This is a genomic window from Actinomadura graeca (genome assembly GCF_019175365.1).
GTDB lineage: Bacteria > Actinomycetota > Actinomycetes > Streptosporangiales > Streptosporangiaceae > Spirillospora > Spirillospora graeca.
Genome location: NZ_CP059572.1, coordinates 8,899,442 through 8,921,267, shown reverse-complemented (window position 1 = coordinate 8,921,267; position 21,826 = coordinate 8,899,442). Strand labels below are relative to the sequence as shown.

Genomic DNA, 21,826 nt, shown 5'->3' with positions numbered 1-21,826 from the left:
CCCCGCCGGCGCCCCCTACCGGTAACCGGTGACGTCGGCGGGGAGACCCGCGCCCTCGACCTCGACGATGTAGCGCCAGGCGTCGGGACGGCTCCCGTCGGCGTCGGTGAAGCCGTACACCTGGGCCAGGCCGCCGCTGGACAGCGACGCCCCGTTCCAGCGCGCCCGGTCCGGGTCGGCGGCGAGGGCGGCGACCGCGCGCCCGACGAACACCGGCGACTCGGAGATCGCGAAATGCGGGGCCTTCCGCGTGGCGTCCCGCCAGTTCTCCTCGGTGACGCCGTAGTTGTCGAGCATCGCCTCCGAGCGCAGCCAGCCCGGGGTCAGCGCCAGGGCCGTCGCCCCGTAGGGCGCGATCTCCTCGGACTGGGCGAGCGCCATCCGGATGACGGCGCTCTTGCACAGGTCGTAGAAGAAGCCCACGTCCTTGCGGTACGCCGCGTTGTACTCGGCGGTACCGTCGGTCATCTCAACGACCAGGCCGCCCTGCTCGCGGATCAGCAGCGGCAGGGCGTAGTGGCTGGTGATGGCGTGGGTGTCGATGCCCAGCCTGAGCATGCGCAGGCCGTCCTCCAGCGACTGCTCCCACAGCGTCCTGCCGAACTCGAAGAGGCGGTCGCCGCCCCAGATGTCGTTGACCAGGACGTCCAGCCGCCCCTGTTCGTCGTCGACGCGCCGGACGAGCGCCTCGACCTGGAGGGGGTCGAGGTGGTCGGCCGGGACGGCGATCCCCTCGCCGCCCGCGGCCGACACCAGCTCCGCCGTCTCCTCGATGGTCTCGGGGCGGTCCATCTCCGATCGTCGCGACCGGGTGGACCGCCCCGTGCAGTACACGGTCGCGCCCTCGGCGCCCAGCGCCACGGCGATGCCGCGGCCCGCGCCCCGTGTGGCCCCCGCGACCAATGCGATCTTTCCTGTCAGTGCACGGCTCATGGACACGATGCTGGCACCGAAACCTGACAGGGCACGTCAGCGTTCCGGCGGTTTTCCGGTCTAGGTGAAGATGCTCACGCCGCCGGGGCCCACGAGGAGGCCGACGACGATGAGGACGATGCCCCAGATGAGGTCGCGCCGGGCGAGGATCACGTAGATACCGGCGATGACCAGGATCACCGCGATGAGCCAGAGGATTGTCATCATGGCAGGCGGGATCCCCACGACAATCCAGTCAAAACACCCAACGCTCTACGGATGTCCGAAAATAGGGTTTCGGATGCGGAGGGGGGACGCCTCCCCCCTCCGCCGGGATAACCGCGGCCGAACACGTGTCACGGAAACGTGGCATTCGTGCCGTCACCGAGTCTCCCGCCCCCGCGGCCTCCGCGACAGGGACCTCAGGACCATTTGGGAGCCTCCGCAATCATGCTCCAGGAGTAGACGGCCGCCCCCTCCGCGGGGCTCCGGCGTCACCGGCAGAGGCGCAGCACGTTCGCCACGATCCGGTGCCCGGCCTCGCCCGCCGCCGTCAGGATCGACTCGGGGTGGAACTGGACGGCCCACCGCCTGCGCCGCGGATCCTCGATCGCCATGACCACGTCGCCGGTGAGGGCCGTCACCTGGAAGCCCTCCACACGGTCGGGCGTGGCGTGCAGGGAGTGGTAGCGGGCCGCGGTGAACTCGTCCGGGAGCCCCTCGAACAGGCCGCCGCCGGTCACCTTGACCTGCCCGGGCTTGCCGTGCGAGGGCTCGGGCAGCAGCGCGAGCCCGCCGCCCGCGTGCTCCACCATCGCCTGCAGCCCGAGGCAGACCCCGAAGACCGGCAGGTCCCGCTCGTCCAGGGCGTCCAGCAGGGCGCCGGTGTCGAAGTCCTCGGGGCGGCCCGGGCCGGGCGACAGGACGACCAGGTCGGGGGCGTGCTCGTCCAGCATCCGGGTGGGGAACCCGTGCCGGAGCGTGACGACCTCGGCGCCCTGCTGCCGGAAGTAGTCGGCGAGGGTGTTGACGAAGGAGTCCTCGTGGTCGACCAGCACGACCTTCAGGCCGTCACCGGGTCCCGCGGGCCGCGCCGCCGTGCCCCCGTCCGCGGGGGCGGCCTGCTCCTGGGACGCGGCGAGCGCCTCCAGCAGGGCGCTGGCCTTCAGGTGCGTCTCGCGCTCCTCCTCCTCGGGGTCGGAGTCGTACAGCAGCGTCGCCCCGGCGCGGACGGTCGCGACGCCGTCGCGGATCTGGGCGGTGCGCAGCGTCAGCCCCGTGTTCATGGACCCGTCGAAGCCGACGAAGCCGACCGCGCCGCCGTACCAGCGCCGCGGGGAGTCCTCGTGGTCCTCGATGAACTGCATCGCCCACGTCTTCGGCGCGCCGGTGACGGTGACCGCCCACATGTGGGTGAGGAACGCGTCGAGCGCGTCGAAGCCCGGCCGCAGCCGCCCCTCGATGTGGTCGACGGTGTGGATCAGCCGCGAGTACAGCTCGATCTGCCGGCGGCCGAGGACCCGCACGCTGCCCGGCACGCAGATCCGCGACTTGTCGTTGCGGTCCACGTCGGTGCACATGGTCAGCTCCGACTCGTCCTTCGCGGACGAGAGGATCGTGCGGATCTGCTCGGCGTCCTCCAGGGCGTCCGCGCCGCGCCGGATGGTGCCCGCGATCGGGCACGTCTCGACCCGGTCGCCCGCCACCCGGACGAACATCTCCGGCGAGGCGCCCACGAGGTACTCGCCGTCTCCCAGGTTGAACATGAACTCGTACGGCGCCGGGTTGGTCTCGCGGAGCCGCTCGAAGAAGACCGCGGGCGCGTCGCACCGCCCGTACATGGCGTGCCCGGGCGTCACCTCGAACAGGTCGCCCCGGACGAACCTCTCCTTGGCGTCGCGCACCATCTGCGCGTACACGCCCGGGACGGGCTGCGCGGGCAGGTCGGCGGCCACGACGGCGGGGGTCGGCGCGGTCGCGCGCGGCAGCCCGGCGGTGCTCGCCCCGCCGACCTCGAACTCGTAGGACATGCGGTGCGAGGTCTCGCGCTTGCGGTCCACGACGATCATCTCGTCGGCGAGGTGCAGGACGAGGTCGCGCTGGTCGGCCGGGCGTTCCAGGCCGGTCCGCAGCGGCTCGAACTGGAGCGACAGGTCGTACCCGAACGCCCCGTACAGGCCGAGATGGGGGTCGTCGCAGCCGAGCACGCCCGCGACGGCGCGCAGGGCGGTGAAGACCGTCGGCTGGCGGCTGCGCTCCTCCTCGGGGAAGAACCCCCGCGCGGGCGGGACGAACACCTCGACGAGCCCGGGGGCGTCCGCGCGTACCTCGCCGGTCTCCCGCAGCGCGGGGGCGAGGGCGGGCAGCAGGACCTCGCCGCGCCCGTTGAGCGCGCGCACCGCGACCGTCCGGCCGCGGGCGACGATCTCCAGGCAGGGATCGACGTAGGCCATGTGCCAGCGGCTGTAGCGGCCGGGGTACTCCATGCCCGAGCTGAGCACCCCGCCGCGCCGCTCCGCCACGGCGGCCACGAGCGCGTTGAGCACGGCGGACTTGCGCTCGGGATCGACCGGCGTGGCGGTACGGGTCACCCGTACGCCCCCGGCCGTGACGAACCCGCTGGTCAGCGGCTGTTGTGAGACGATCTCCACCGCGGTGGCCCCTCGTCGCTCGGGCCCTGCACCAGGCGGACAGCACAAAAAGGACCGCCGGGTGAGGGCGGTCCCTGGATGGTCAACGTGCACGAACCGGGCGCCGCCTCAGCAGCGCCACCACCACTGGAAGGTCGCGGTTCGCATGCGCCGAGGCTACCATGAACCGGCGGGCAAGGGCTTGCTTACATCACCGGACGCACGCCCACGACCAGGGAGAACACCGAGTTCGAGCTGCGCGGCGTGCACCCTCTCGCGCTGGTGTGCCGCGACATGGGACGGACAATGGACTTCTACCGGGGCGTGCTCGGCATGCCGCTGATCAAGACCATCGAGCTGCCGATGGGCTGGGCGATCTACCTCCGGAACCCCGACGGCGTGCTGGTGGAGTTCGCGGCGTGGACCCGGAGGCCGGGCCTGCCGGAGGACGTCCGGCACGAGCCGAGGACCGCCGCCGACCGCACCGTCTGACGCCGCCGGAGGCGCCTCCGGGGGCTGGCACGCTCCAGCGAAGTCGTGCCGCGCCCGAGATCGGCCCGTGACCGGCGGAGGCGTATCCTCGCCCGGCTCGACGATGGCGCCGCCCCGTCCCGCGGGACCCGGACGGGCCGTGCGATCGAACACCTGTGACGAGGAGGACTCCCCTTGGCCTCGACAGAACCCGCCGCGGGCAACCCGCCGCCGCGTCCCGCCCGCTCCGACCGCAGCGCCTGGAACCTGCTGCTCGCCGTCCCCGTCGTGGTGCCGCTGCTGACGTTCCTGTTCAACCACGACGGCCCCCGGCTCGCGGGGCTCCCCGCCTTCTACTGGATGCAGTTCGCGTTCATCCCGCTCGGCGTGACCTGCACCGCCGTCGTCTACCGCATGACCCGGAAGCGGGGCTGATCGCGTGCGGAGCGACCACCTCACCGAGATCATCGTGTTCGGCGCGCTGTTCGCGCTCGTCAGCGGGATGGGCTTCGTGGCGGCGCGGTGGCGCCGGCCGGGCTCCATGGACAGCCTGGACGAGTGGGGCCTCGGCGGGCGCGGCTTCGGCGGCTGGGTCACCTGGTTCCTCATCGGCGGCGACCTGTACACCGCGTACACGTTCGTGGCCGTCCCGGCGCTGGTGTTCGGCGCGGGCGCGGCGGGCTTCTACGCCGTGCCGTACACGATCATCGTGTACCCGCTGGTCTTCCTCGTGCTGATCCGGCTCTGGTCGGTGTCGCACGTGCACGGGTTCGTCACCCCCGCCGACTTCGTCCGCGCCCGGTTCGGGTCGCCCACGCTGGCCCTCGCCGTCGCGGTGACCGGCATCGTCGCGACGATGCCCTACATCGCGCTCCAGCTCGTCGGGATCGAGGCCGTCCTGAAGACGATGGGCGTGCACGGGCACTGGCCGATCGTCATCGCGTTCGTGATCCTCGCCGCCTACACCTACCAGTCGGGCCTGCGGGCGCCCGCGCTGATCGCCTTCGTCAAGGACGTCCTGATCTACCTGGTGATCATCGTGGCGGTGCTGTACATCCCGACGCGGCTGGGCGGCTGGGGCGACGTCTTCTCGGCCGCGGAGGCGAAGTTCGCCAAGACGCCGGCCCCCGGTGACGGGATCCTGCTGGACGGCACGAACCAGCTCAACTACGCGATGCTCGCGCTCGGGTCGGCGCTGGCGCTGTTCCTGTACCCGCACAGCGTCACCGGCGTGCTGGCGAGCAAGAACCGCGACGTCATCAGGCGGAACATGTCGGCGCTGCCCGCCTACAGCCTGGTGCTGGGGCTGATCGCGCTGCTCGGCTTCATGGCCATCGCCGCGGGGATCGCGCCGGTCGTCACCGGCGGCAAGGCCGACACCAACACCGTCGTCCCGCTGCTGTTCGACGCGATGTTCCCGGACTGGTTCGCGGGCGTGGCGTTCGCCGCCATCGGCATCGGCGCGCTCGTCCCGGCCGCGATCATGTCGATCGCGGCGGCCAACCTGTTCACCCGCAACATCTACAAGGAGTACATCCGGCGCGACGCCACCGCGCGGCAGGAGGCCGCGGTCAGCAAGGTGGTCTCGCTCGTCGTCAAGGTCGGGGCGGTGGCCTGCATCCTGCTGCTGGATCCCGAGTTCTCGATCGACCTGCAGCTCATCGGCGGCGTGGTGATCCTGCAGACGCTCCCGGCGGTGGCGCTCGGCCTGGTGACCCGGTGGTTCCACCGCGGCGCGCTGCTCGCCGGCTGGGCCGCGGGCCTCGTGGCGGGCCTGTGGATGCTGTACGAGATCCCGAACGCCGCCAAGAGGAAGGAGCACTTCGGGGGCTCGGCGTTCAAGCTGAGCGACCTCGGCCTGGACACCGCGACGACGGTCTACGCGGGGGTCCTCGCCCTCGCGGTGAACCTGGCCGTCGCCGCGGCCGCGACCCTGGCCCTCAGGACGGCCGGGATCGCCGACGGCGCGGACGCCACGCGCCCGGACGACTACCTCGCCGACGAGGGCGACCCGAAGACCGGGCGCATGGAGCTCACCGGCTCCACCTGAGCGGGACCGCCCAGGTCCGGCCCATGGCGCGGCGCCCGTGGGCGCGCGTTACGGGCCGGGCCCCTTCCGGGGGTCTCGACTCGGAGCGAATTAATAGGATACTTTCCTAATAATTTCGTCGAGCCCGACGCCGCTCCCGGCCCCCGCCACGGCCCGTACCCCAGGAGAACGCGGTTCCCATGACGGTCCCGATCAGACCCGCGGCGGCCGTGTCGGCCGCCGCGCTCACGGCCGCGCTCGCCGCGGCCGTGCCGTCCGGCGCGGCGCAGGCCGCGTGCCATCCGGACGCCCGCGCGCTGCGGATCACCTACCAGCCGGTCGACCACACCGTCGCCGACGCGCGGTACCACCTGGCCCGCCTCACCCTCGACAACGGTGACCGCCGCTGCGCGCTCGGCGCCGACGGCTGGGCCCTGTACTTCAGCAGCCCCCGGCTGCCGGCCGCGCTGCTGCCCGGCGAGGCGGGCGAGACCGGCCGCAGGCAGCTCGCGGGCCAGGGCCTCGCGGTGGACCGCGCGGACGAGGCGCGCAGCGGCGACTTCTACACGCTGCGGCCCGCCGCCGGGTTCAGGCCGGTGGGCCCGGGCGAGCGCCGGACGATCGACATCAACATCCAGATTTGGGTGATCCACAAATCGGACGCCCCGGCGGGCTGGAGCATCCGGTTCGGCGGCGGCCCGGCGCGGTGGCTGCCGTCCCGGACGCTGATCGACCCCGCCGACCCCAAGCAGACCAGGGCGTACTCGGGCGACAACCGCCCGGTCGAGACGGCGGCGACCCGGTTCGCGGCGAACACCGCCCGGCCGGAGCGGCTCGCGCTGCGGGAGCGGCTCGTCCCGCGGCCGCTGACGGCCACCGCGTCCGGCGGGACGGTCGCGATCGGCGGCGGGTCGCGCGTGTCGGCGTCTGCCGGGCTGCGCGGGGAGGCGGGATACCTGCGCTCGGCCCTGCGGGACGTCGCGCCGGGCGAGGGCGAGCCGATCAGCCTCGCGGTGGACCCGGAGCTGGACGTGGACCGCGACGGCCGGCCCGACGCGGAGGGCTACACCCTGGACGCCACCTCCGAGGGGGTCCGGATCGTCGGGACGGACCGCGCCGGGGTGCTGCACGGTGTCCAGACGCTGCGGCAGCTCGTCCCGGCGGACGACTACCGGGCCGCCGCGGGCGGCCGGGCGCACGCCACGGCCGAGGTGCCGCGCGCCGCGGTCGCCGACGCCCCGCTGTTCGGCTACCGGGGCCTGCACATCGACGTCGGGCGGCACTTCGAGAGCAAGCGGACCGTCCAGAAGTTCCTGGACCTGATGAGCTTCACCAAGCTCAACCGGCTGCACCTCGGGCTGACGAACGACGAGGGCTGGCGGCTGGAGATCCCCGGGCTGCCCGAGCTGACGGGCTTCGGCTCCCGGCGCGCGTTCGACCTCGGGGAGACCGGCGCGCTGCACCAGGGCATGGGGTCGGTGAACGACCTCGGCGGCGGCGACGGGATCGAGGGCAAGCCGCGCGGCGCGGCCGAGGCGAACCTCGGGCCGGCGCCCGCCTACCAGGGCTACGAGCAGGCCATGCAGAACTTCGCCGGCAAGGGCGGCGGGTACTACAGCGTCGGCGACTTCCAGGACATCCTCCGGTACGCCGCCGAGCGGCACATCGAGGTCATCCCGGAGCTGAACTTCCCGGCGCACGCGCGCGCGGCGGTGCAGTCGATGGAGCGCCGCCACCGGAGCACCGGCGACGGCGCGTACCGGCTGCTGGACCCCGCGGACACGAGCCGGCACACGAGCGTCCAGGGCTACACCGACAACCTGGTGAACCCCTGCCTGGACAGCACCTACGCCTTCCTCGGCAAGGTCGTCTCCGAGGTCGGCGCGATGTACCGGGCCGCCGGGGTCCCGCTCGGCCGGATCAACATCGGCGGGGACGAGCCGCCCGGGCCGCCGGAGGGCTGGTGGTCGGGCTCGCCCGCGTGCGCGGCGGACCCGGAGACCGCCGGGAAGTCCGGCGAGGAGCTGAAGGAGCTGTTCTTCACCCGCTGGAACGCCATCGCGCACAAGGCCGCGCGCGCCACGACCGGCTGGGAGGACATCATCGACCCCGCCCGCCCCTTCCGCCTCAAGGGGTTCACCCCGCTGCCGTGGCAGAACGTCTGGGGCTGGGGACGCGAGGACTGGGCCTACCGGTTCGCGAACGGGGGGACGCCGGTGATCCTCGCCCACGCCACCAACCTCTACATGGACCTCGCCTACAACAAGGACCCCGACGAGCCCGGCTACTACTGGGCGGCCTACGTGGACGAGAAGAGCACGTTCACCTACCAGCCCTTCGACGTGTACGCCAACGCGGTCGAGGACCGCTGGGGCAACCCGGTCAAGCCGAACCCGTCCTGGACGAGGCTCACCCCCGAGGGGCGCAAGAACATCCTCGGGATCGAGGCCCAGCTGTGGGCGGAGAACGGCAAGACCCCGGAGATCCGCGAGTACCAGGCGTTCCCCAAGCTCCTCGGCGCGGCCGAGCGCGCCTGGAACCGCGAGACGCCGTCCCCCGCCGGGATGGACGCCGCGTTCGCCACCTTCTCCAACACCCTGGGGCAGGTCACGTTCCCGCTGCTGGCGTTCTACCGGCCGGTGGGGCTGCCCGGTGAGGGGGTGAACTACCGGATCCCGCCGCCCGGCGCGAAGGTCGCCGGCGGGATCCTGACCGCGAACGTCCGCAACCCGGGCATGGCCGTCGAGTACTCCACCGACGGGACGCGCTGGACGCGCTATACCGGGCCCGTGCAGGTCGGCGGATACGCGCTGACCCGCACCCTCGGCGCGGACGGGCGCGCCAGCCGCCTCTCCCCGGCCGGGGTGCCCGGCTGGCAGGCGGGGGCGGCGTACGAGCCGGGCGCGCTGGTGACCCATCAGGGCGAGCTGTACCGGGCGACGCGCGCCGGGACCGGCCGGTCCCCGGACCTCTCCCCCGGCTGGTGGGCCCCCGTGAGGTGACCCCGGTGAGGTGACCCCAGCGCGGTGACCCCGGCGGGTCACCGCCCGGGGACGCGCCGCCGGGCGTCAGGGCCGCCCGGCGGCGCCGGGCGGCGGCCCGTCCTGTGACCCATGTCATACAACCGCGGGCGGCCCCGGAGAGGTCCCCCTGGTGTGAACGCCTCGATCTCCGACCCCGTCGAGCTGACGGTCGTGATCCCCGCCTACAACGAGCGCGCGCGGCTGCCGCGGACGCTCGACGAGGTCCGGGCGCACCTGGACGGGGGCGCGGGCCGCTGGGAGCTGATCGTCGTCGACGACGGCTCGACCGACGGCACCGCGCGGCCGGTCCGGGCCGCCGCCCGGCGCGACCCCCGGGTCCGGCTGCTGCGCACGCCCGCCAACCGCGGCAAGGGCCACGCCGTGCGGACGGGCGTGCTGGCCTCCCGCGGGCGGCTGGTGCTGGTGACCGACGCCGACCTCGCCACCCCCGTGGAGGAGCTGGCCCGGCTGCGCGCAGGGCTCGCGCCGGGGTTCGCGGCGGCCGTCGGCTCCCGGCGGCGGGCCCGCCGCCACCCGCTGCGGCTGGCGCCCGCGTGCCTCGGCCGGCTGCTGATCCGGGCGCTGGCGGTGCGCGGGATCGACGACACCCAGTGCGGCTTCAAGCTGTTCGACGGCCGCCGGGCCCGCGCCGCGTTCGCGGTGGCCCGGGTGGACGGCTGGGGCTTCGACGTGGAGATCCTCTGCCTATTCGCGCGGCGCGGGTGGCCGGTCGCGGAGGTCCCGGTTCGCTGGACGCACCGCCCAGGGTCCAAGATCCGTCCCGTGGACTACGCGAAGGCGCTCGGCGAGGTCGTCCTCGTCCGGCTGCGGCACGGCCGGGCGGCGGCATGACGGCCGGGGCGCAGGCACCGCCCCGCGCGGACGGCGCGGACGGCGCGGACGGAGCGCCGCCCCGGTACCGGCGGCTGAGCGGGCGGGAGACCGATCTGGCGATCACCGCCGGCTACCTGCTGGCCGCGTTCGCCGTCCTCGGGCGGCTGTGGGCGGCGCCCGGCCGCCGCTACCTGGTCGACGGCGGCCAGGATCAGACGCAGTGGGAGTGGTTCTTCGCGGTCACGGCGCGCGCCGTCACCCGCCTGGACGACCCGTTCTTCACGACGCTGCAGAACTTCCCCGGTGGCGTGAACCTGATGGCCAACACCGTCATGCTCGGGGTGTCGGTGCCGCTGACGCCGGTGACGCTGGCGTTCGGCCCGCCGGTCACGTGGGCGCTGGTGCTGACGCTGGGGCTGGGCGGGAGCGCCGCGGCCTGGTACCGGCTGCTGCACCGGCACCTGGGGGCGTCACGGGCCGCGGCCGCGGTGGGCGGGGCCTTCTGCGGCTTCGCGCCGCCGCTGATCTCGCACGCCAACGCCCACCCCAACTTCGTGGTGCTGGCCGTGATCCCGTTCATCATCGGGCGGCTGGTCCGGCTGGCGCGCGGGCGGCGGACGGCCCGCGACGGCGCCGTCCTCGGCCTGCTCGCCGCGTACCAGATCTACCTGGGCGAGGAGGTGCTGCTGCTCACCGCGACCGGGCTCGCGGTGTTCGCGGCGGCGTACGCGGCGTTCCGCCCGGCGGCGGCGCGGGCGGCGGCGGGACGGCTCGCCGCGGGGCTCGGCGTCGCCGCCGCCGTCTTCCTGCCCCTCACGGCGTACGCGCTGGTCTGGCAGTTCTTCGGCGCGCAGAGCTACGACGGCCTCGTGCACCATCCGTCCGGCAACGACCTGACGGAGCTCACCGCGTTCGCGCGCCAGTCGCTGGCCGGGCACCAGGCCGTCCCCGGGCCGCTGGACGCGAGCCCCACCGAGCAGAACGCGTTCTTCGGCTGGCCGCTCGCGGTGCTGGCCGCCGCGCTGGTGGTGTGGCTGCGGCGGGACCCGCTCGTCCGGGCGCTGGGCGTGGTGATCGGCGCGGCCGTGCTGCTGTCGCTCGGGACCGAGGTGACGGTGGCCGGGCGCCCGACCGGCGTCCCCGGCCCGTGGCGGCTCGTGTCGGGGCTCCCGCTGTACGAGTCGGTGATCGAGTCGCGGTTCACGCTGGTGTGCGTGCCGGCGGCCGGGATGCTCCTGGCCCTCGGCGTCGACCGGTTCCTCGCCACGGCGCCCCCCGGGACCCCGCAGGCGGCCCGCGTCCGGCTGCTGTGCTGCGTCGTGCTGGCGCAGGCGCTGGTCCCGGTCGTGCCCAAGCCGCTCGCCGCCGAGGACCGCCCCCCGGTCCCGGCCTTCTTCACCGGCGGGACGTGGCGCCGGTACGTCCGCCCCGGCCGGACGCTGGTGCCCGCGCCGCTGCCCGACGTCCCGGACGCGACGCCGCTGCACTGGCAGGTCGAGGCGGGGCTCGGCTTCCCCGTGCCGGAGGGCTACTTCATCGGCCCGTTCGGGCCGCGGCGGGAGGGCGGTTACGGCGCGGCCCGGCGCCCCACGTCCGACCTGCTGGCCAAGGCGCGCGACGCCGGCACCCCGCCGGTGGTCACGGACGCCGACCGGGCCGCCGCCCGCGCCGACCTCGCGTACTGGAGGGCCGACGCGGTCGTGCTCGGCCCGAACGGCAGGGAGCAGGTGCTCCACGAGGTCCTGCGGGAGCTGCTGGGCGAGGGGCGCCGCGTCGGCGGCGTCTGGGTGTGGGACGTCCGGCGCCCGGCCGCCGGGGGCGGGTGACCGGTGATGGACGCCGAGAGCGCGATCCTGCGGCCCTCCGCGGCCGTCACACCGGACATGGCGAGGACGGCGAGGGGGACGGCGAGGGGGACGGCGGTGCCGGCGTCGGACGAGCGCGAGTACGTGGAGTACGTGACCGGCGCGCTGCCCGGCCTGCGGCGCATCGCGCACCTGCTGTGCCGCGACCCGCACCGCGCGGACGACGTCGTCCAGGCGGCGCTCACCCGGCTGTACGTGCACTGGCGGCGCGCCCGCGCCGCCGACGACGTCGACCGGTACGTCCGGGCGATCCTGGTGCGGTCGTTCCTCAGTGAGCGGCGGCTCGCCTGGGCGCGGGTCCGGCTGACCGGCGCCCCGGCCGACACGCCGGGCCTGGCGAGCGCGCCGGACCCCGACGTGGAGACGCGCGAGGAGGTGCGCGCCGCGCTGGCCCGCGTGCCGCGCCGCCAGCGCGCGGTGCTCGTCCTGAGGTTCCTGTGCGACCTGCCGGTCGCCGAGGTCGCGGAGATCCTCGGATGCTCGGAGGGCACCGTGAAGAGCCAGACCGCGCACGGTCTGGCGCGGCTGCGCGCGCTGATGGGCGGGCGGGCCGCGGCCGTCGCGGCGGAACCGCCCGGGCCCGGCCGGCGGGGAGAGGAGTAGCACGGTGGACGAGCTGGAACGCGACGCCGCGCGGCTCCTCGGCGCGCTGCGCGACTTCGAGGCCCCCGGTTCCGGGGCGGCCGGCCTGGAACGCGCCGTCCGGTCGGGCCGGCGCCGGGCGCGGGCCCGCCGCGTCGCGGCGACGGCGTCCACGGCGGTCGCCGTGGTCCTGATCGTCGTGGCGGCGGTGCTGGCGGGACGCCCGGGCCGGGCGCCGGAGCCCCGGCCCGCCGCGCCGGCGGGGCACTTCGACACGCGGCGGCACGCCTTCACCGTGGGGTCGGCGGGCGGGTTCGCGCCGGAGTCCTACCGGCCCGGACGCGACGTCCAGCGGATCACGCTGCGGGTGGAGCACCCCGGCGGGACCCTTCGCGCGGACGGGGTCGTGGAGATGTACCCGGCCGGGGGCCTGCCGCCCGGCAGCGGCGGCCGGTCCCCGGCGGGACGGCCCGCCCCGGACGTGCACGGGCACCGCGCGTACGTGCTCGCGACGCCGGTGCTGCGGCCCGGCGCCGTGGAGCTGGCGTGGGAGTGGAGCCCCGGGGCGTGGGGCTTCGTCTCCCTGCGGGGCGCGGGCGCCGACGAGACGCGGGCGCAGCGGGTGGCCCAGAGCGTGCTGCCGGTGGACGCCCAGGCAGGCCCGTAGAACAGGATCGGCCGGGGTCACGCCGCCGTCCCGCGCCGCCGCCCGGGCCGTCCGTCATCGCCGGCTACCGGACGGGCAGGCCCGTGACGGTGCGGCCGATGACCAGCCGCTGGATCTCGCTGGTCCCCTCGAAGATCGTGAAGATCCGCGCGTCGCGGTGCATCCGCTCCACCGGGTAGTCCCGGGTGTAGCCGTTGCCGCCGAGGATCTGGACGGCCTCCTCGGTGACGCGCACCGCCATCTCGCTGGCCATCAGCTTGGCCATCGACCCCTCGGCGCTGCCGAAGTCCCTGCCGGTGCGCGCCATCCACGCCGCCCGCCACACCATGAGCCGCGCCGCGTCCAGCCGGCACCTCATGTCGGCCAGCTTGAACGCCACGGCCTGGAAGTCGCCGATCTTCCTGCCGAACTGCTCGCGCTCCCGCGCGTACCCCAGGGCGTACTCGTAGGCGGCGCGGCCGACGCCCAGGGCCATCGCGCCGACGGCCGGGCGCGTGGCCTCGAACGTCTTCAGCGCGGCCTGGCCCTTGGAGCTCCTGCCCTCGCGGGCCCGCGCGACGCGCTCGTCGAACCTGTCCTTCCCGCCGACGATCAGGCGGGACGGGACCCGCACGTCCTCCAGGACCACCTCGGCGGTGTGCGAGGCGCGGATCCCGTGCTTCCTGAACTTCTGCCCCTGCCTCAGCCCGGGGGTGCCCGGCGGGACGATGAAGCCGGCCTGGCCGCGGCTGCCGAGGTCGGGGTGGACGGAGGCCACCACCACGTGCACGTCGGCGATGCCGCCGTTGGTCGCCCAGGTCTTGGTGCCGTTCAGCACCCACTCGTCCTTGGCCTCGTCGAAGACCGCGCGGGCCCGGATCGCGCCCACGTCGCTGCCCGCGTCGGGCTCGGAGGCGCAGAACGCGCCGAGCCTGACGTCGCCGGGGGACCCGAACATCTGCGGCACCCACTCGCCGACCTGCTCGGGCGTGCCGACCGAGGCCACAGACGCGGCGGCGAGGCCGGTGCCCACGATCGACAGGGCGATGCCGGCGTCGCCCCAGAACAGTTCCTCGAAGGCGACGGGGATGCCGAGGCCGGACGGCTCCAGCCACTGGGCGGCGAAGAAGTCGAGCGAGTAGAGCCCGATCTTGGACGCCTCCTGGATCAGCGGCCAGGGGGTCTCCTCGCGCTCGTCCCACTCCTGCGCCGCGGGGCGGACGACGTCCCGGGCGAACTCGTGGACCCACTCCCGGACCTGGCGGACGTCCTCGCTGGGCTCCAGCGAGAACGGCGCCGACTCCGCGCTCGTCATGACTTATTGACCCTCTTTCCAATACGGCTGTTGCCAACGGTAGCACCGCGCAGGACGCGGGCGGGGGTCAGCCGCGTCCGGGCGTGAACGACCGCGCGGCGGCGTACGCGGGCACCTCGATCATCGGCGGACGCTCCCCCACCCCGACGTCGCTGGTGCGCGTGTCGTGCCCGCCGGGCGCGCGGCGGAACTGGGTGAGCGCGGTGGAGGGGGCCCCGAGCGGGACCATCCGGCCGTGCCGCTCCAGCCTGGACCAGGCCGTCAGCATGATCTGGCCGGACATCTCCCCGAGCGCCTCGGTGGACTGGTGCGCGTGGACGCGGCGGCCGAGGTCGACCTGGGCGATCGCGTCGAGGCCGGAGTCCTGGAAGACGTCCAGGAGCAGGCCGAGCTCCACGCCGTAGCCGGTCACGAACGGCAGCCGCTCCAGCAGCGCGCGGCGCCCGGCGTACTCCCCGCCGAGCGGCTGCATCACGCCGGCGAGCAGCGGCCAGTGCAGGTTGATCAGGGGGCGGGCGACCAGCTCGGTGACCCGGCCGCCACCGCCCTCGACGGGCCGGCCGCCCTCGACGAGGGGCCGGTCGTAGCACCCCTTCACGTAGCCGACGGAGGGGTCGGCGAGCAGCGGCCCGAGCAGGCCCGTGACGTAGGAGGAGGTGAAGCCGCGCAGGTCGGCGTCCACGAACACCAGCAGGTCGCCGGACGTCGCGGCCAGCGACTTCCACAGCGCCTCGCCCTTGCCCGACATCCGCCCGTGCCCGGGCAGGACGGCGTCCTGGGCGACCACCCCGGCCCCCGCCGCCGCGGCCACGGCGGCGGTCCGGTCGGTGGAGCGGGAGTCGACCACGACGATCTCGTCCACCAGCGGGATCCGCTCGACCAGGTCGGCGCGGATGGCCGCCACGATGGCGCCCACCGTCGCCTCCTCGTCGCGCGCGGGGAGCACGACGCTGATCCTCGCGGCCCCCTTCGCGGCCAGCAGGGCGTGCGGCGGCCAGTCGCCCGCCGTGCTCGTACGGCGGCGCAACCACGAAGCGACCTCAGGCAGCACGCGCTCTCCTTTCCGTGCGGACCGTCCGGCGGGCGGGGCATCGGCCCCGGTGGCCCCTCTTGGGGGAACACCGGATCACCTCAGATCATTCACGCTCGGCGCGAGCGGGGATCGACCGTCCCGAAGAGTTAACAACGGCACAACGCGCCGGTCATTCGGCGGCATGCCTGTCCAGGAACTCGTAGACGTCGGCGTCGTCCACACCGGGGAACGCCCCGGGCGGCAGGACGGACAGCACGTGCGAGTGGGCGCGCGCGGACGGCCAGGCCATCCCCTCCCACCGGTCGGACAGCGCCTTGGGCGGGCGCTGGCAGCAGTCGCCGTCGGGGCAGGCCGATCTGACGCGCCGGGTCGTCTCCCGGCCGCGGAACCAGCGCGAGTCCTCGAACCGGACGCCGAGCGTGATCGCGAAGTCGCGCTCATGGCTGGGATCGACGTGCGAGAGGCACCAGTACGTGCCGTTGGGGGTGTCGGTGTACTGGTGGTAGACCGAGAAGCGGTCCTCGGCGGTGAACACGTGCCGCCCGGCCCACGCGCGGCACATCCGCTGCCCCTCGATCGCGCCGTCCTCGTCCTGCGGGAAGGCCAGCCCGTCGTTGGCGTACGCCTTGTAGATCGTGCCGTTCTCGTCGTTCTTGGTGAAGTGCAGCTGGAGGTCGAGGTGGTGGGTCGCGACGTTGGTGAAGCGATGCGCGGCCATCTCGTAGGAGACGGAGAAGACGTCGGCCAGGTCCTCCACCGACAGCTCCCGCGCGGCCTTGGCCTCCTGGAGGAACGGGACGACGCTGCGCTCGGGCATCAGGATCGCGGCGCCGAAGTAGTTCGCCTCCACGCGCTGGCGCAGGAAGTCGGCGAAGTCGCGGGGCTGGTCGTGGTCGAGCGCGATGTGGCCGAGGGTCTGCAGCAGGATCGTCCGGGGCGTGTGCATGCCGAGCTGCTCGCGCTCCAGGTAGATCCGCCGGTTGCGCAGGTCGGTGACGGACCGGACCGAGCGCGGCAGGTCCTGGACGTACTGGAGGCTGAAGCCGAAGTGGCCGACCAGGGTCATCAGCAGCCCCTGCGACACCGCGCCGCGCCGGTAGCCGACCGCGTCGAGCGTCTGCGCCGCGACCTGCTCGATTCCGGCGAAGTAGTTGCCGCGCTCGTGCATCTGGCGGCGCAGCTCGGCGTTGGCCTTGCGCGCCTCCTCCGGGCTCGCGGTGGGCTTGGTGCGGCTGCGCCTCAGCTCCCCGTACAGGGCGAGGATGTGCTCGATCACCTCGTTCGGCATCCGCTTGCCGACCTTGAGGTGCGACAGCCCGAGCGTGCGGTACAGCGGGTCGCGCTGCGCCTCCTCCAGCGCGATCTCCAGCTGCGCGCGGCGGCTCGGCGGCTGGCGGCGCAGCAGTTCCTCCACCGGGCACTCCAGCGCCGCGGCGAGCGCCTGGAGCAGCGACAGCTTGGGCTCGCGCCGCCCGTTCTCCAGCAGGGACAGCTGGGACGGGGCGCGGCCGACGCGCTCGCCGAGGTCCGCCAGCGTCATGCCGCGGCCGCGCCGCAGATGGCGAAGCCGCTGCCCGAAGGTGACGAGATCTACGTCACTCGTCAAGTTGAGGGGTTCTTCTGGCCGCAAGGTCGTCACCGCTTGATGATAGCGGAATTTTCGCGATTCTTCTGTGCCCGCTGGCTCTTTCCGGCAACCGGGACCGGGGCATAGTCGACGCAAGCACCCAGGGGACGACACGGAAGGGCAGGAAGATGAGCGACAGTCGCCTCAAGGGCGCAGCCGATGAGCTGCAGCGTCAGTGGGACACCGATGCCCGGTGGAAGGACGTCGAGCGGACCTTCACGGCCGAGGACGTCGTGCGGATCCGCGGCTCGGTCCAGGAGGAGCACACGCTCGCGCGCCTCGGCGCGGAGCGCCTGTGGACGCTGCTGCACGAGGAGGACTACGTCCACTCGCTCGGCGCGCTGACCGGGCTCCAGGCCGTCCAGCAGGTGAAGGCCGGGCTCAAGGCCATCTACCTGTCCGGCTGGCAGGTCGCGGCCGACGCCAACCTCGCGGGCCAGACCTACCCCGACCAGAGCATCTACCCGGCGAACTCGGTCCCGGCGGTGGTGCGGCGCATCAACAACGCGCTGCTGCGCGCCGACCAGGTCCAGTGGGCCGAGGGCGAGGGCGGCACGCACTTCCTCGCGCCCATCGTGGCCGACGCCGAGGCGGGCTTCGGCGGCGTGCTGAACGCCTTCGAGCTGATGAAGGGCATGATCGCCGCCGGTGCCGCGGGCGTGCACTGGGAGGACCAGCTCGCCTCGGAGAAGAAGTGCGGCCACCTCGGCGGCAAGGTGCTGATCCCGACCTCGCAGCACATCAAGACGCTGAACACCGCCCGCCTCGCCGCGGACGTCTCGGGCGTCCCGTCCCTGATCATCGCGCGGACCGACGCCGAGGCCGCGACACTGATCACGACGGACGTGGACGAGCGCGACCGCGAGTTCCTGACCGGCGAGCGCACCGCCGAGGGCTTCTTCCGCGTCCGCAACGGCATCGAGCCCTGCATCGCCCGCGCCAAGGCGTACGCGCCCTACTCCGACCTGATCTGGATGGAGACGGGCACCCCGGACCTGGAGCAGGCCCGCAGGTTCGCGGAGGCGGTCAAGGCCGAGTACCCCGACCAGATGCTCGCCTACAACTGCTCGCCGTCCTTCAACTGGAAGGCGCACCTGGACGACGCGACCATCGCCAAGTTCCAGCGTGAGCTCGGCCACATGGGCTTCAAGTTCCAGTTCATCACCCTGGCGGGCTTCCACGCGCTCAACTACGGCATGTTCGACCTGGCCCACGGCTACGCCCGCGAGGGCATGACCGCCTACGTCGAGCTGCAGGAGCGCGAGTTCGCGGCGGCCGAGAAGGGGTTCACCGCGGTCAAGCACCAGCGCGAGGCCGGTACCGGCTACTTCGACCTGGTGAGCACCGCGATCGCCCCCGACTCGTCCACGACGGCGCTGAGGGGCTCCACCGAGGAGGGCCAGTTCCACTGACCCGATCCTGATCAAGGCGCAGATCACGGCGCCGATCACACCGGCCGGTCCGGCCGCGGCCGTCCCGCGGCGACGACCCGCCCCCGAGTCGAAGGCCCCCGCGTCCCTACACCCGCGGGGGCCTTCTGCTTCGTTCCCACCTGCGGCCACTTTCGGCTTCCCCCTCGACATTTCACTACAACCCAGGCAAATTAGGCGCGCTAGTGATCATTCAAGGGAGAGGATCCTCCGATGGCGCTGCGCCACCCCCGGTTCTCAGGACCCCGGGCGACCCCCGGGCGAATGCTGCCGCTCGCCGTCGCCGCCGTGAGCGTCGTCGCGCTCGCGCCGGCCGCCACCGCCGACGTCCGCTACACCCCGGGTGCCCCGGGCGTCGGTGACGCCTACTTCCCGCTGGAGGGCAACGGCGGGTACGACGCCCGGCACTACTCGCTGGACCTGCGGTACGACCCCGACTACGACCAGCTCGACGGCACCGTGACCCTCACCGCGAAGGCCACGCAGAACCTGTCGAGCTTCGACCTCGACCTGTCCGGCATGGACGTCGAGCGCGTCAAGGTCGACGGCAAGGACGCCGCCTACAAGCGGCGCGGCCAGGAGCTGATCATCACGCCGCGCAAGGGGCTGCGGAAGGGCAGGACCTTCACGGCGGCCATCACCTACGGCGGCGTGCCGCAGACGATCGTCGGTTCGCCGATCGTGTTCGGCTCCCCGTACGGGTTCCTGCACACGCCCGACGGCGCGTTCGTCGGCGGGGAGCCCAACGGCGCCTCCACCTGGTTCCCGGTCAGCGACCACCCGGCCGACAAGGCCACCTACGACTACACCATCGCGGTGCCGAAGGGGCTGCGCGCGGTCGCGAACGGACTGCTGACCGACACGCAGAACACCCTCGCCTCCTTCAGCCGCCGCCGCGCGGCGACCAGCGCCAGCGTCTTCAAATGGCGTGAGGACAGCCCGATGGCGAGCTACCTCACCACGATCGACATCGGCAAGTGGGAGGTCAGGGAGGGCCGCACGCCCGGCGGGCTGCGCAACTACACCGCCGTCGACCCCGCGCTGGTCGCCGGCCAGCCGGACGCGGTGAACTTCTTCTACGGCACCACCAGCGAGGCCACGGACCTGTGGGCCAAGACCTTCGGCCCGTACCCGTTCAGCACCACCGGCGCCATCGCCGACGACGCGCGCTTCAACGGCGAGCCGCTCGGCTTCTCCCTGGAGACCCAGGGCAAGCCGGTGTACTCGGCCGTGCGCAACACCGGGACCATCGCGCACGAGCTGGCGCACCAGTGGTTCGGCGACAGCGTCTCCCCGCAGCGCTGGAAGGACATCTGGCTGAACGAGAGCTTCGCCACCTGGGCGGCGTGGTATTGGACCGAGACGCACGGCGGCACCACCGTCCACGACGCCGCCCGCGCCACCTACAACGCCCGTCCGTTCCCCGACCCGGCGGGACGGCCGTTCTGGTCGATCGTCACGGCCGACCCGCAGCGCGACACGATGTTCAACCAGCGTGTCTACAGCGGCGGCGGCATCGCCCTTCAGCTGCTCCGGGAGAAGATCGGTGACGAGAAGTTCTTCACGCTCCTGCGGACGTGGGTCGCCCAGCACCGCCACGGCAACGCCACCACCGAGCAGTTCACCGCGCTGGCCGAGAAGGTCTCCGGCCAGGACCTGACCACGTTCTTCAAGGAGTGGATCTACTCGCCGACCAAGCCCGCCCTTCCCCAGGGCTGACCGTCCCCGTTAGCACAGACCGCCGTCCGGGCACGGCGGTCTGTGCGAAATTACATGGTCCCCGCGTGCCGCTGGATCTAGGGTCTCGGCAAGTGGGGGTTCTTCCGTGGGTCTGGTATTACGGGTTCCGCCGGCACACCGCGTACCCGGTCGGCTCGCTCGCCGAGGCACTGACCAACACCGCCTTCGGGTTCATGCGGGCCTATGTCCTTTTGGCACTCTGGCACGAGCGTCCCTCGCTCGGGGGGTACGACGCGACCGACGCCGTCACCTACTGTTTCGTGACGCAGGCCCTGATCGGGCCGATCCAGATCTTCGGCGGGATGGACCTCGCGCAGCGGATCCGCACCGGTGACGTCGCGATCGACCTGCACCGCCCGGTCGGGTTGCAGGGCTGGTGGCTGGCCGACGACCTCGGGCGCACGACGGGGTCGCTGGTGCTGCGCGGCGGGCCGCCGCTGGTGGCGGGGGCGCTGGCGTTCCCGTTCCACTGGCCCGGCCCGTCCGGGCTCGGGGCGTTCGCGGCGGCGGTGCTGCTCGCCACCCTGGTGAGCTTCGGGATGCGCTACCTGGTGGCGCTCGGGATGTTCTGGCTGCACGACGACCGCGGCCTCAACGCCGTCATGCTGGTGATGTCGCTGTTCTTCTCCGGGATGATCCTGCCGCTGGTCGTCTTCCCCGGGCGGCTCGGGGAGGTGTCGCGGGCGCTGCCGTGGGCCGCGCAGCTCCAGGTGCCCGCGGACGTGTTCCTCGGCCGGTACGCGGGGGCGGACCTGGCCGGGGCGCTGGCGTTCCAGGCGGCGTGGGCGGCGGCGCTGCTCGCCGCGGGGCACCTGCTGACCCGCGCGGCGCGCCGGAGGCTGGTGATCCACGGTGGCTGAGGCGGCGGGGGCCGCCGCGGCGGGCGCACTGCGGTGCTACGGGCTGCTCACGTGGACGTGGATCCGCGCCGCCGCGCAGTATCCGGTGTCGATGGTCCTGCTCGCCCTCGCCACGGCCGTCGTCAGCGGCCTCGACGCGGCCGCGATCGGGCTGCTGTTCACGCGCGCCCCGCGCATCGCCGGGTTCGACGCGTACGAGGTGCTGTTCCTGTACGGCACGTCCGCGCTGTCGTTCGCCCTGTCCGACATCCTGCTCGGCACCACCGAGCGGCTCGGCCACCATGTGCGGGAGGGGACGCTGGACGCCATGCTGGTGCGGCCCGTGAGCCCGCTGATCCAGGTCGCCAGCGAGGAGTTCTCGCCGCGGCGCTTCGGCAAGGTCGTCCCCGCGGTCCTGGTCCTCGTCCTCGCGCTGGAGCGGATGGAGGTGCGGTGGACGCCGGGCCGGGTGGCGCTCGTCCCGCTGATGGTGCTGTCCGGGACGGCGATCTTCGCGGGGCTGTGGGTGCTCGGGGCGGCGGTGCAGTTCGTGCTCGTCGACAGCCACGGCGCGACGAAGTCGCTCACCTACGGGGGCGGGTTCCTGACCCAGTACCCGATGACCATGTTCGCCCGCGACTTCGTGCGGGGGGTGACGTTCGTCGTGCCGCTGGCGTTCGTCAACTGGCAGCCCGCGCTGTACGTCCTGGACCGGCCCGACCCGCTCGGGCTGCCGGAGGCGGCGCGCTTCGCCTCCCCCGCGGTCGCCGTGGCCGTGTGCGCGGTGGCGGCGGCCGCCTGGCGGGCCGGGCTGCGGCACTACCGATCGACAGGGAGCTGAGGCCGTGCC

Annotated in this window: 18 protein-coding genes; 12 read left to right on the top strand and 6 right to left on the bottom strand. The window is 73.5% G+C overall.

The window, feature by feature from the left end; translation table 11 throughout:
• Positions 1–15: 15 nt before the first annotated feature.
• From AGRA3207_RS39370 to AGRA3207_RS39360, 3 genes are all read right to left on the bottom strand, one after another.
• A complete protein-coding gene (locus AGRA3207_RS39370) occupies positions 16–933 on the bottom strand; it encodes an SDR family oxidoreductase (protein WP_231332442.1) in 918 nt (305 codons plus the stop codon).
• 60 nt (positions 934–993) lie between these two features.
• Positions 994–1,140 (bottom strand): GPGG-motif small membrane protein, encoded by a 147-nt coding sequence (locus AGRA3207_RS39365; protein ID WP_165978571.1) that lies wholly within the window; start codon positions 1,138–1,140, stop codon positions 994–996.
• 266 nt (positions 1,141–1,406) lie between these two features.
• Positions 1,407–3,563 (bottom strand): anthranilate synthase component I, encoded by a 2,157-nt coding sequence (locus AGRA3207_RS39360; protein ID WP_231332441.1) that lies wholly within the window; start codon positions 3,561–3,563, stop codon positions 1,407–1,409.
• A 273-nt stretch (positions 3,564–3,836) separates the two neighbouring features.
• Here AGRA3207_RS39360 and AGRA3207_RS39355 point away from each other — a divergent pair, with 273 nt between their 5' ends.
• From AGRA3207_RS39355 to AGRA3207_RS39320, 8 genes are all read left to right on the top strand, one after another.
• Positions 3,837–4,034: a VOC family protein gene (locus tag AGRA3207_RS39355; protein WP_231332440.1), complete on the top strand. Its 198-nt coding sequence runs from the start codon at positions 3,837–3,839 to the stop codon at positions 4,032–4,034.
• Between the two features lie 174 nt (positions 4,035–4,208).
• A complete protein-coding gene (locus AGRA3207_RS39350) occupies positions 4,209–4,448 on the top strand; it encodes a DUF3311 domain-containing protein (protein WP_231332439.1) in 240 nt (79 codons plus the stop codon).
• A gap of 4 nt (positions 4,449–4,452) precedes the next feature.
• The gene (gene mctP, locus AGRA3207_RS39345; protein WP_231332438.1) at positions 4,453–6,063 is read left to right on the top strand and encodes a monocarboxylate uptake permease MctP; all 1,611 of its coding nucleotides are present in this window, start codon (positions 4,453–4,455) and stop codon (positions 6,061–6,063) included.
• Between the two features lie 179 nt (positions 6,064–6,242).
• Complete coding sequence (locus tag AGRA3207_RS39340; protein WP_231332437.1) at positions 6,243–9,044, top strand: family 20 glycosylhydrolase; 2,802 nt, start codon at positions 6,243–6,245, stop codon at positions 9,042–9,044.
• Between the two features lie 153 nt (positions 9,045–9,197).
• Positions 9,198–9,917: a dolichyl-phosphate beta-glucosyltransferase gene (locus AGRA3207_RS39335; RefSeq protein ID WP_231332436.1), complete on the top strand. Its 720-nt coding sequence runs from the start codon at positions 9,198–9,200 to the stop codon at positions 9,915–9,917.
• Positions 9,914–11,725, top strand: a complete 1,812-nt coding sequence (locus tag AGRA3207_RS39330) for a glycosyl transferase (protein WP_231332435.1) — start codon at positions 9,914–9,916, stop codon at positions 11,723–11,725. The genes AGRA3207_RS39335 and AGRA3207_RS39330 overlap by 4 nt, the downstream gene beginning before the upstream one ends.
• 6 nt (positions 11,726–11,731) lie before the next feature.
• Positions 11,732–12,367, top strand: a complete 636-nt coding sequence (locus AGRA3207_RS39325) for a SigE family RNA polymerase sigma factor (protein ID WP_231332434.1) — start codon at positions 11,732–11,734, stop codon at positions 12,365–12,367.
• 4 nt (positions 12,368–12,371) lie between these two features.
• Positions 12,372–13,013: a hypothetical protein gene (locus AGRA3207_RS39320; RefSeq protein ID WP_231332433.1), complete on the top strand. Its 642-nt coding sequence runs from the start codon at positions 12,372–12,374 to the stop codon at positions 13,011–13,013.
• A gap of 64 nt (positions 13,014–13,077) precedes the next feature.
• On the opposite strand, the gene AGRA3207_RS39315 is transcribed toward AGRA3207_RS39320, so the two are convergent.
• The 3 genes from AGRA3207_RS39315 to AGRA3207_RS39305 all read right to left on the bottom strand — a co-directional run bounded on the left by AGRA3207_RS39315 (position 13,078) and on the right by AGRA3207_RS39305 (position 16,946).
• The gene (locus tag AGRA3207_RS39315; RefSeq protein WP_231332432.1) at positions 13,078–14,307 is read right to left on the bottom strand and encodes an acyl-CoA dehydrogenase family protein; all 1,230 of its coding nucleotides are present in this window, start codon (positions 14,305–14,307) and stop codon (positions 13,078–13,080) included.
• Positions 14,308–14,374: 67 nt separating this feature from the next.
• Positions 14,375–15,358: a glucosyl-3-phosphoglycerate synthase gene (locus AGRA3207_RS39310; protein ID WP_231332431.1), complete on the bottom strand. Its 984-nt coding sequence runs from the start codon at positions 15,356–15,358 to the stop codon at positions 14,375–14,377.
• 151 nt (positions 15,359–15,509) lie between these two features.
• Complete coding sequence (locus AGRA3207_RS39305) at positions 15,510–16,946, bottom strand: helix-turn-helix domain-containing protein (protein ID WP_231332430.1); 1,437 nt, start codon at positions 16,944–16,946, stop codon at positions 15,510–15,512.
• A gap of 149 nt (positions 16,947–17,095) precedes the next feature.
• Here AGRA3207_RS39305 and aceA point away from each other — a divergent pair, with 149 nt between their 5' ends.
• The 4 genes from aceA (at position 17,096) to AGRA3207_RS39285 (ending at position 21,817) form a co-directional block, all read left to right on the top strand.
• Entirely contained in the window at positions 17,096–18,379 is a 1,284-nt protein-coding gene (gene aceA, locus AGRA3207_RS39300; protein ID WP_231332429.1) for an isocitrate lyase, read from the top strand.
• Between the two features lie 231 nt (positions 18,380–18,610).
• On the top strand, positions 18,611–20,116 hold the full coding sequence (locus AGRA3207_RS39295; RefSeq protein WP_231332428.1) for a M1 family metallopeptidase: 1,506 nt from the start codon (positions 18,611–18,613) through the stop codon (positions 20,114–20,116).
• Between the two features lie 92 nt (positions 20,117–20,208).
• Positions 20,209–20,997, top strand: a complete 789-nt coding sequence (locus tag AGRA3207_RS39290; RefSeq protein ID WP_231332427.1) for an ABC transporter permease — start codon at positions 20,209–20,211, stop codon at positions 20,995–20,997.
• Positions 20,990–21,817, top strand: coding sequence for an ABC transporter permease (locus tag AGRA3207_RS39285; RefSeq protein WP_231332426.1), 828 nt, complete (start codon positions 20,990–20,992; stop codon positions 21,815–21,817). Before AGRA3207_RS39290 ends, AGRA3207_RS39285 begins: the two co-directional genes overlap by 8 nt.
• Positions 21,818–21,826 lie beyond the last annotated feature (9 nt).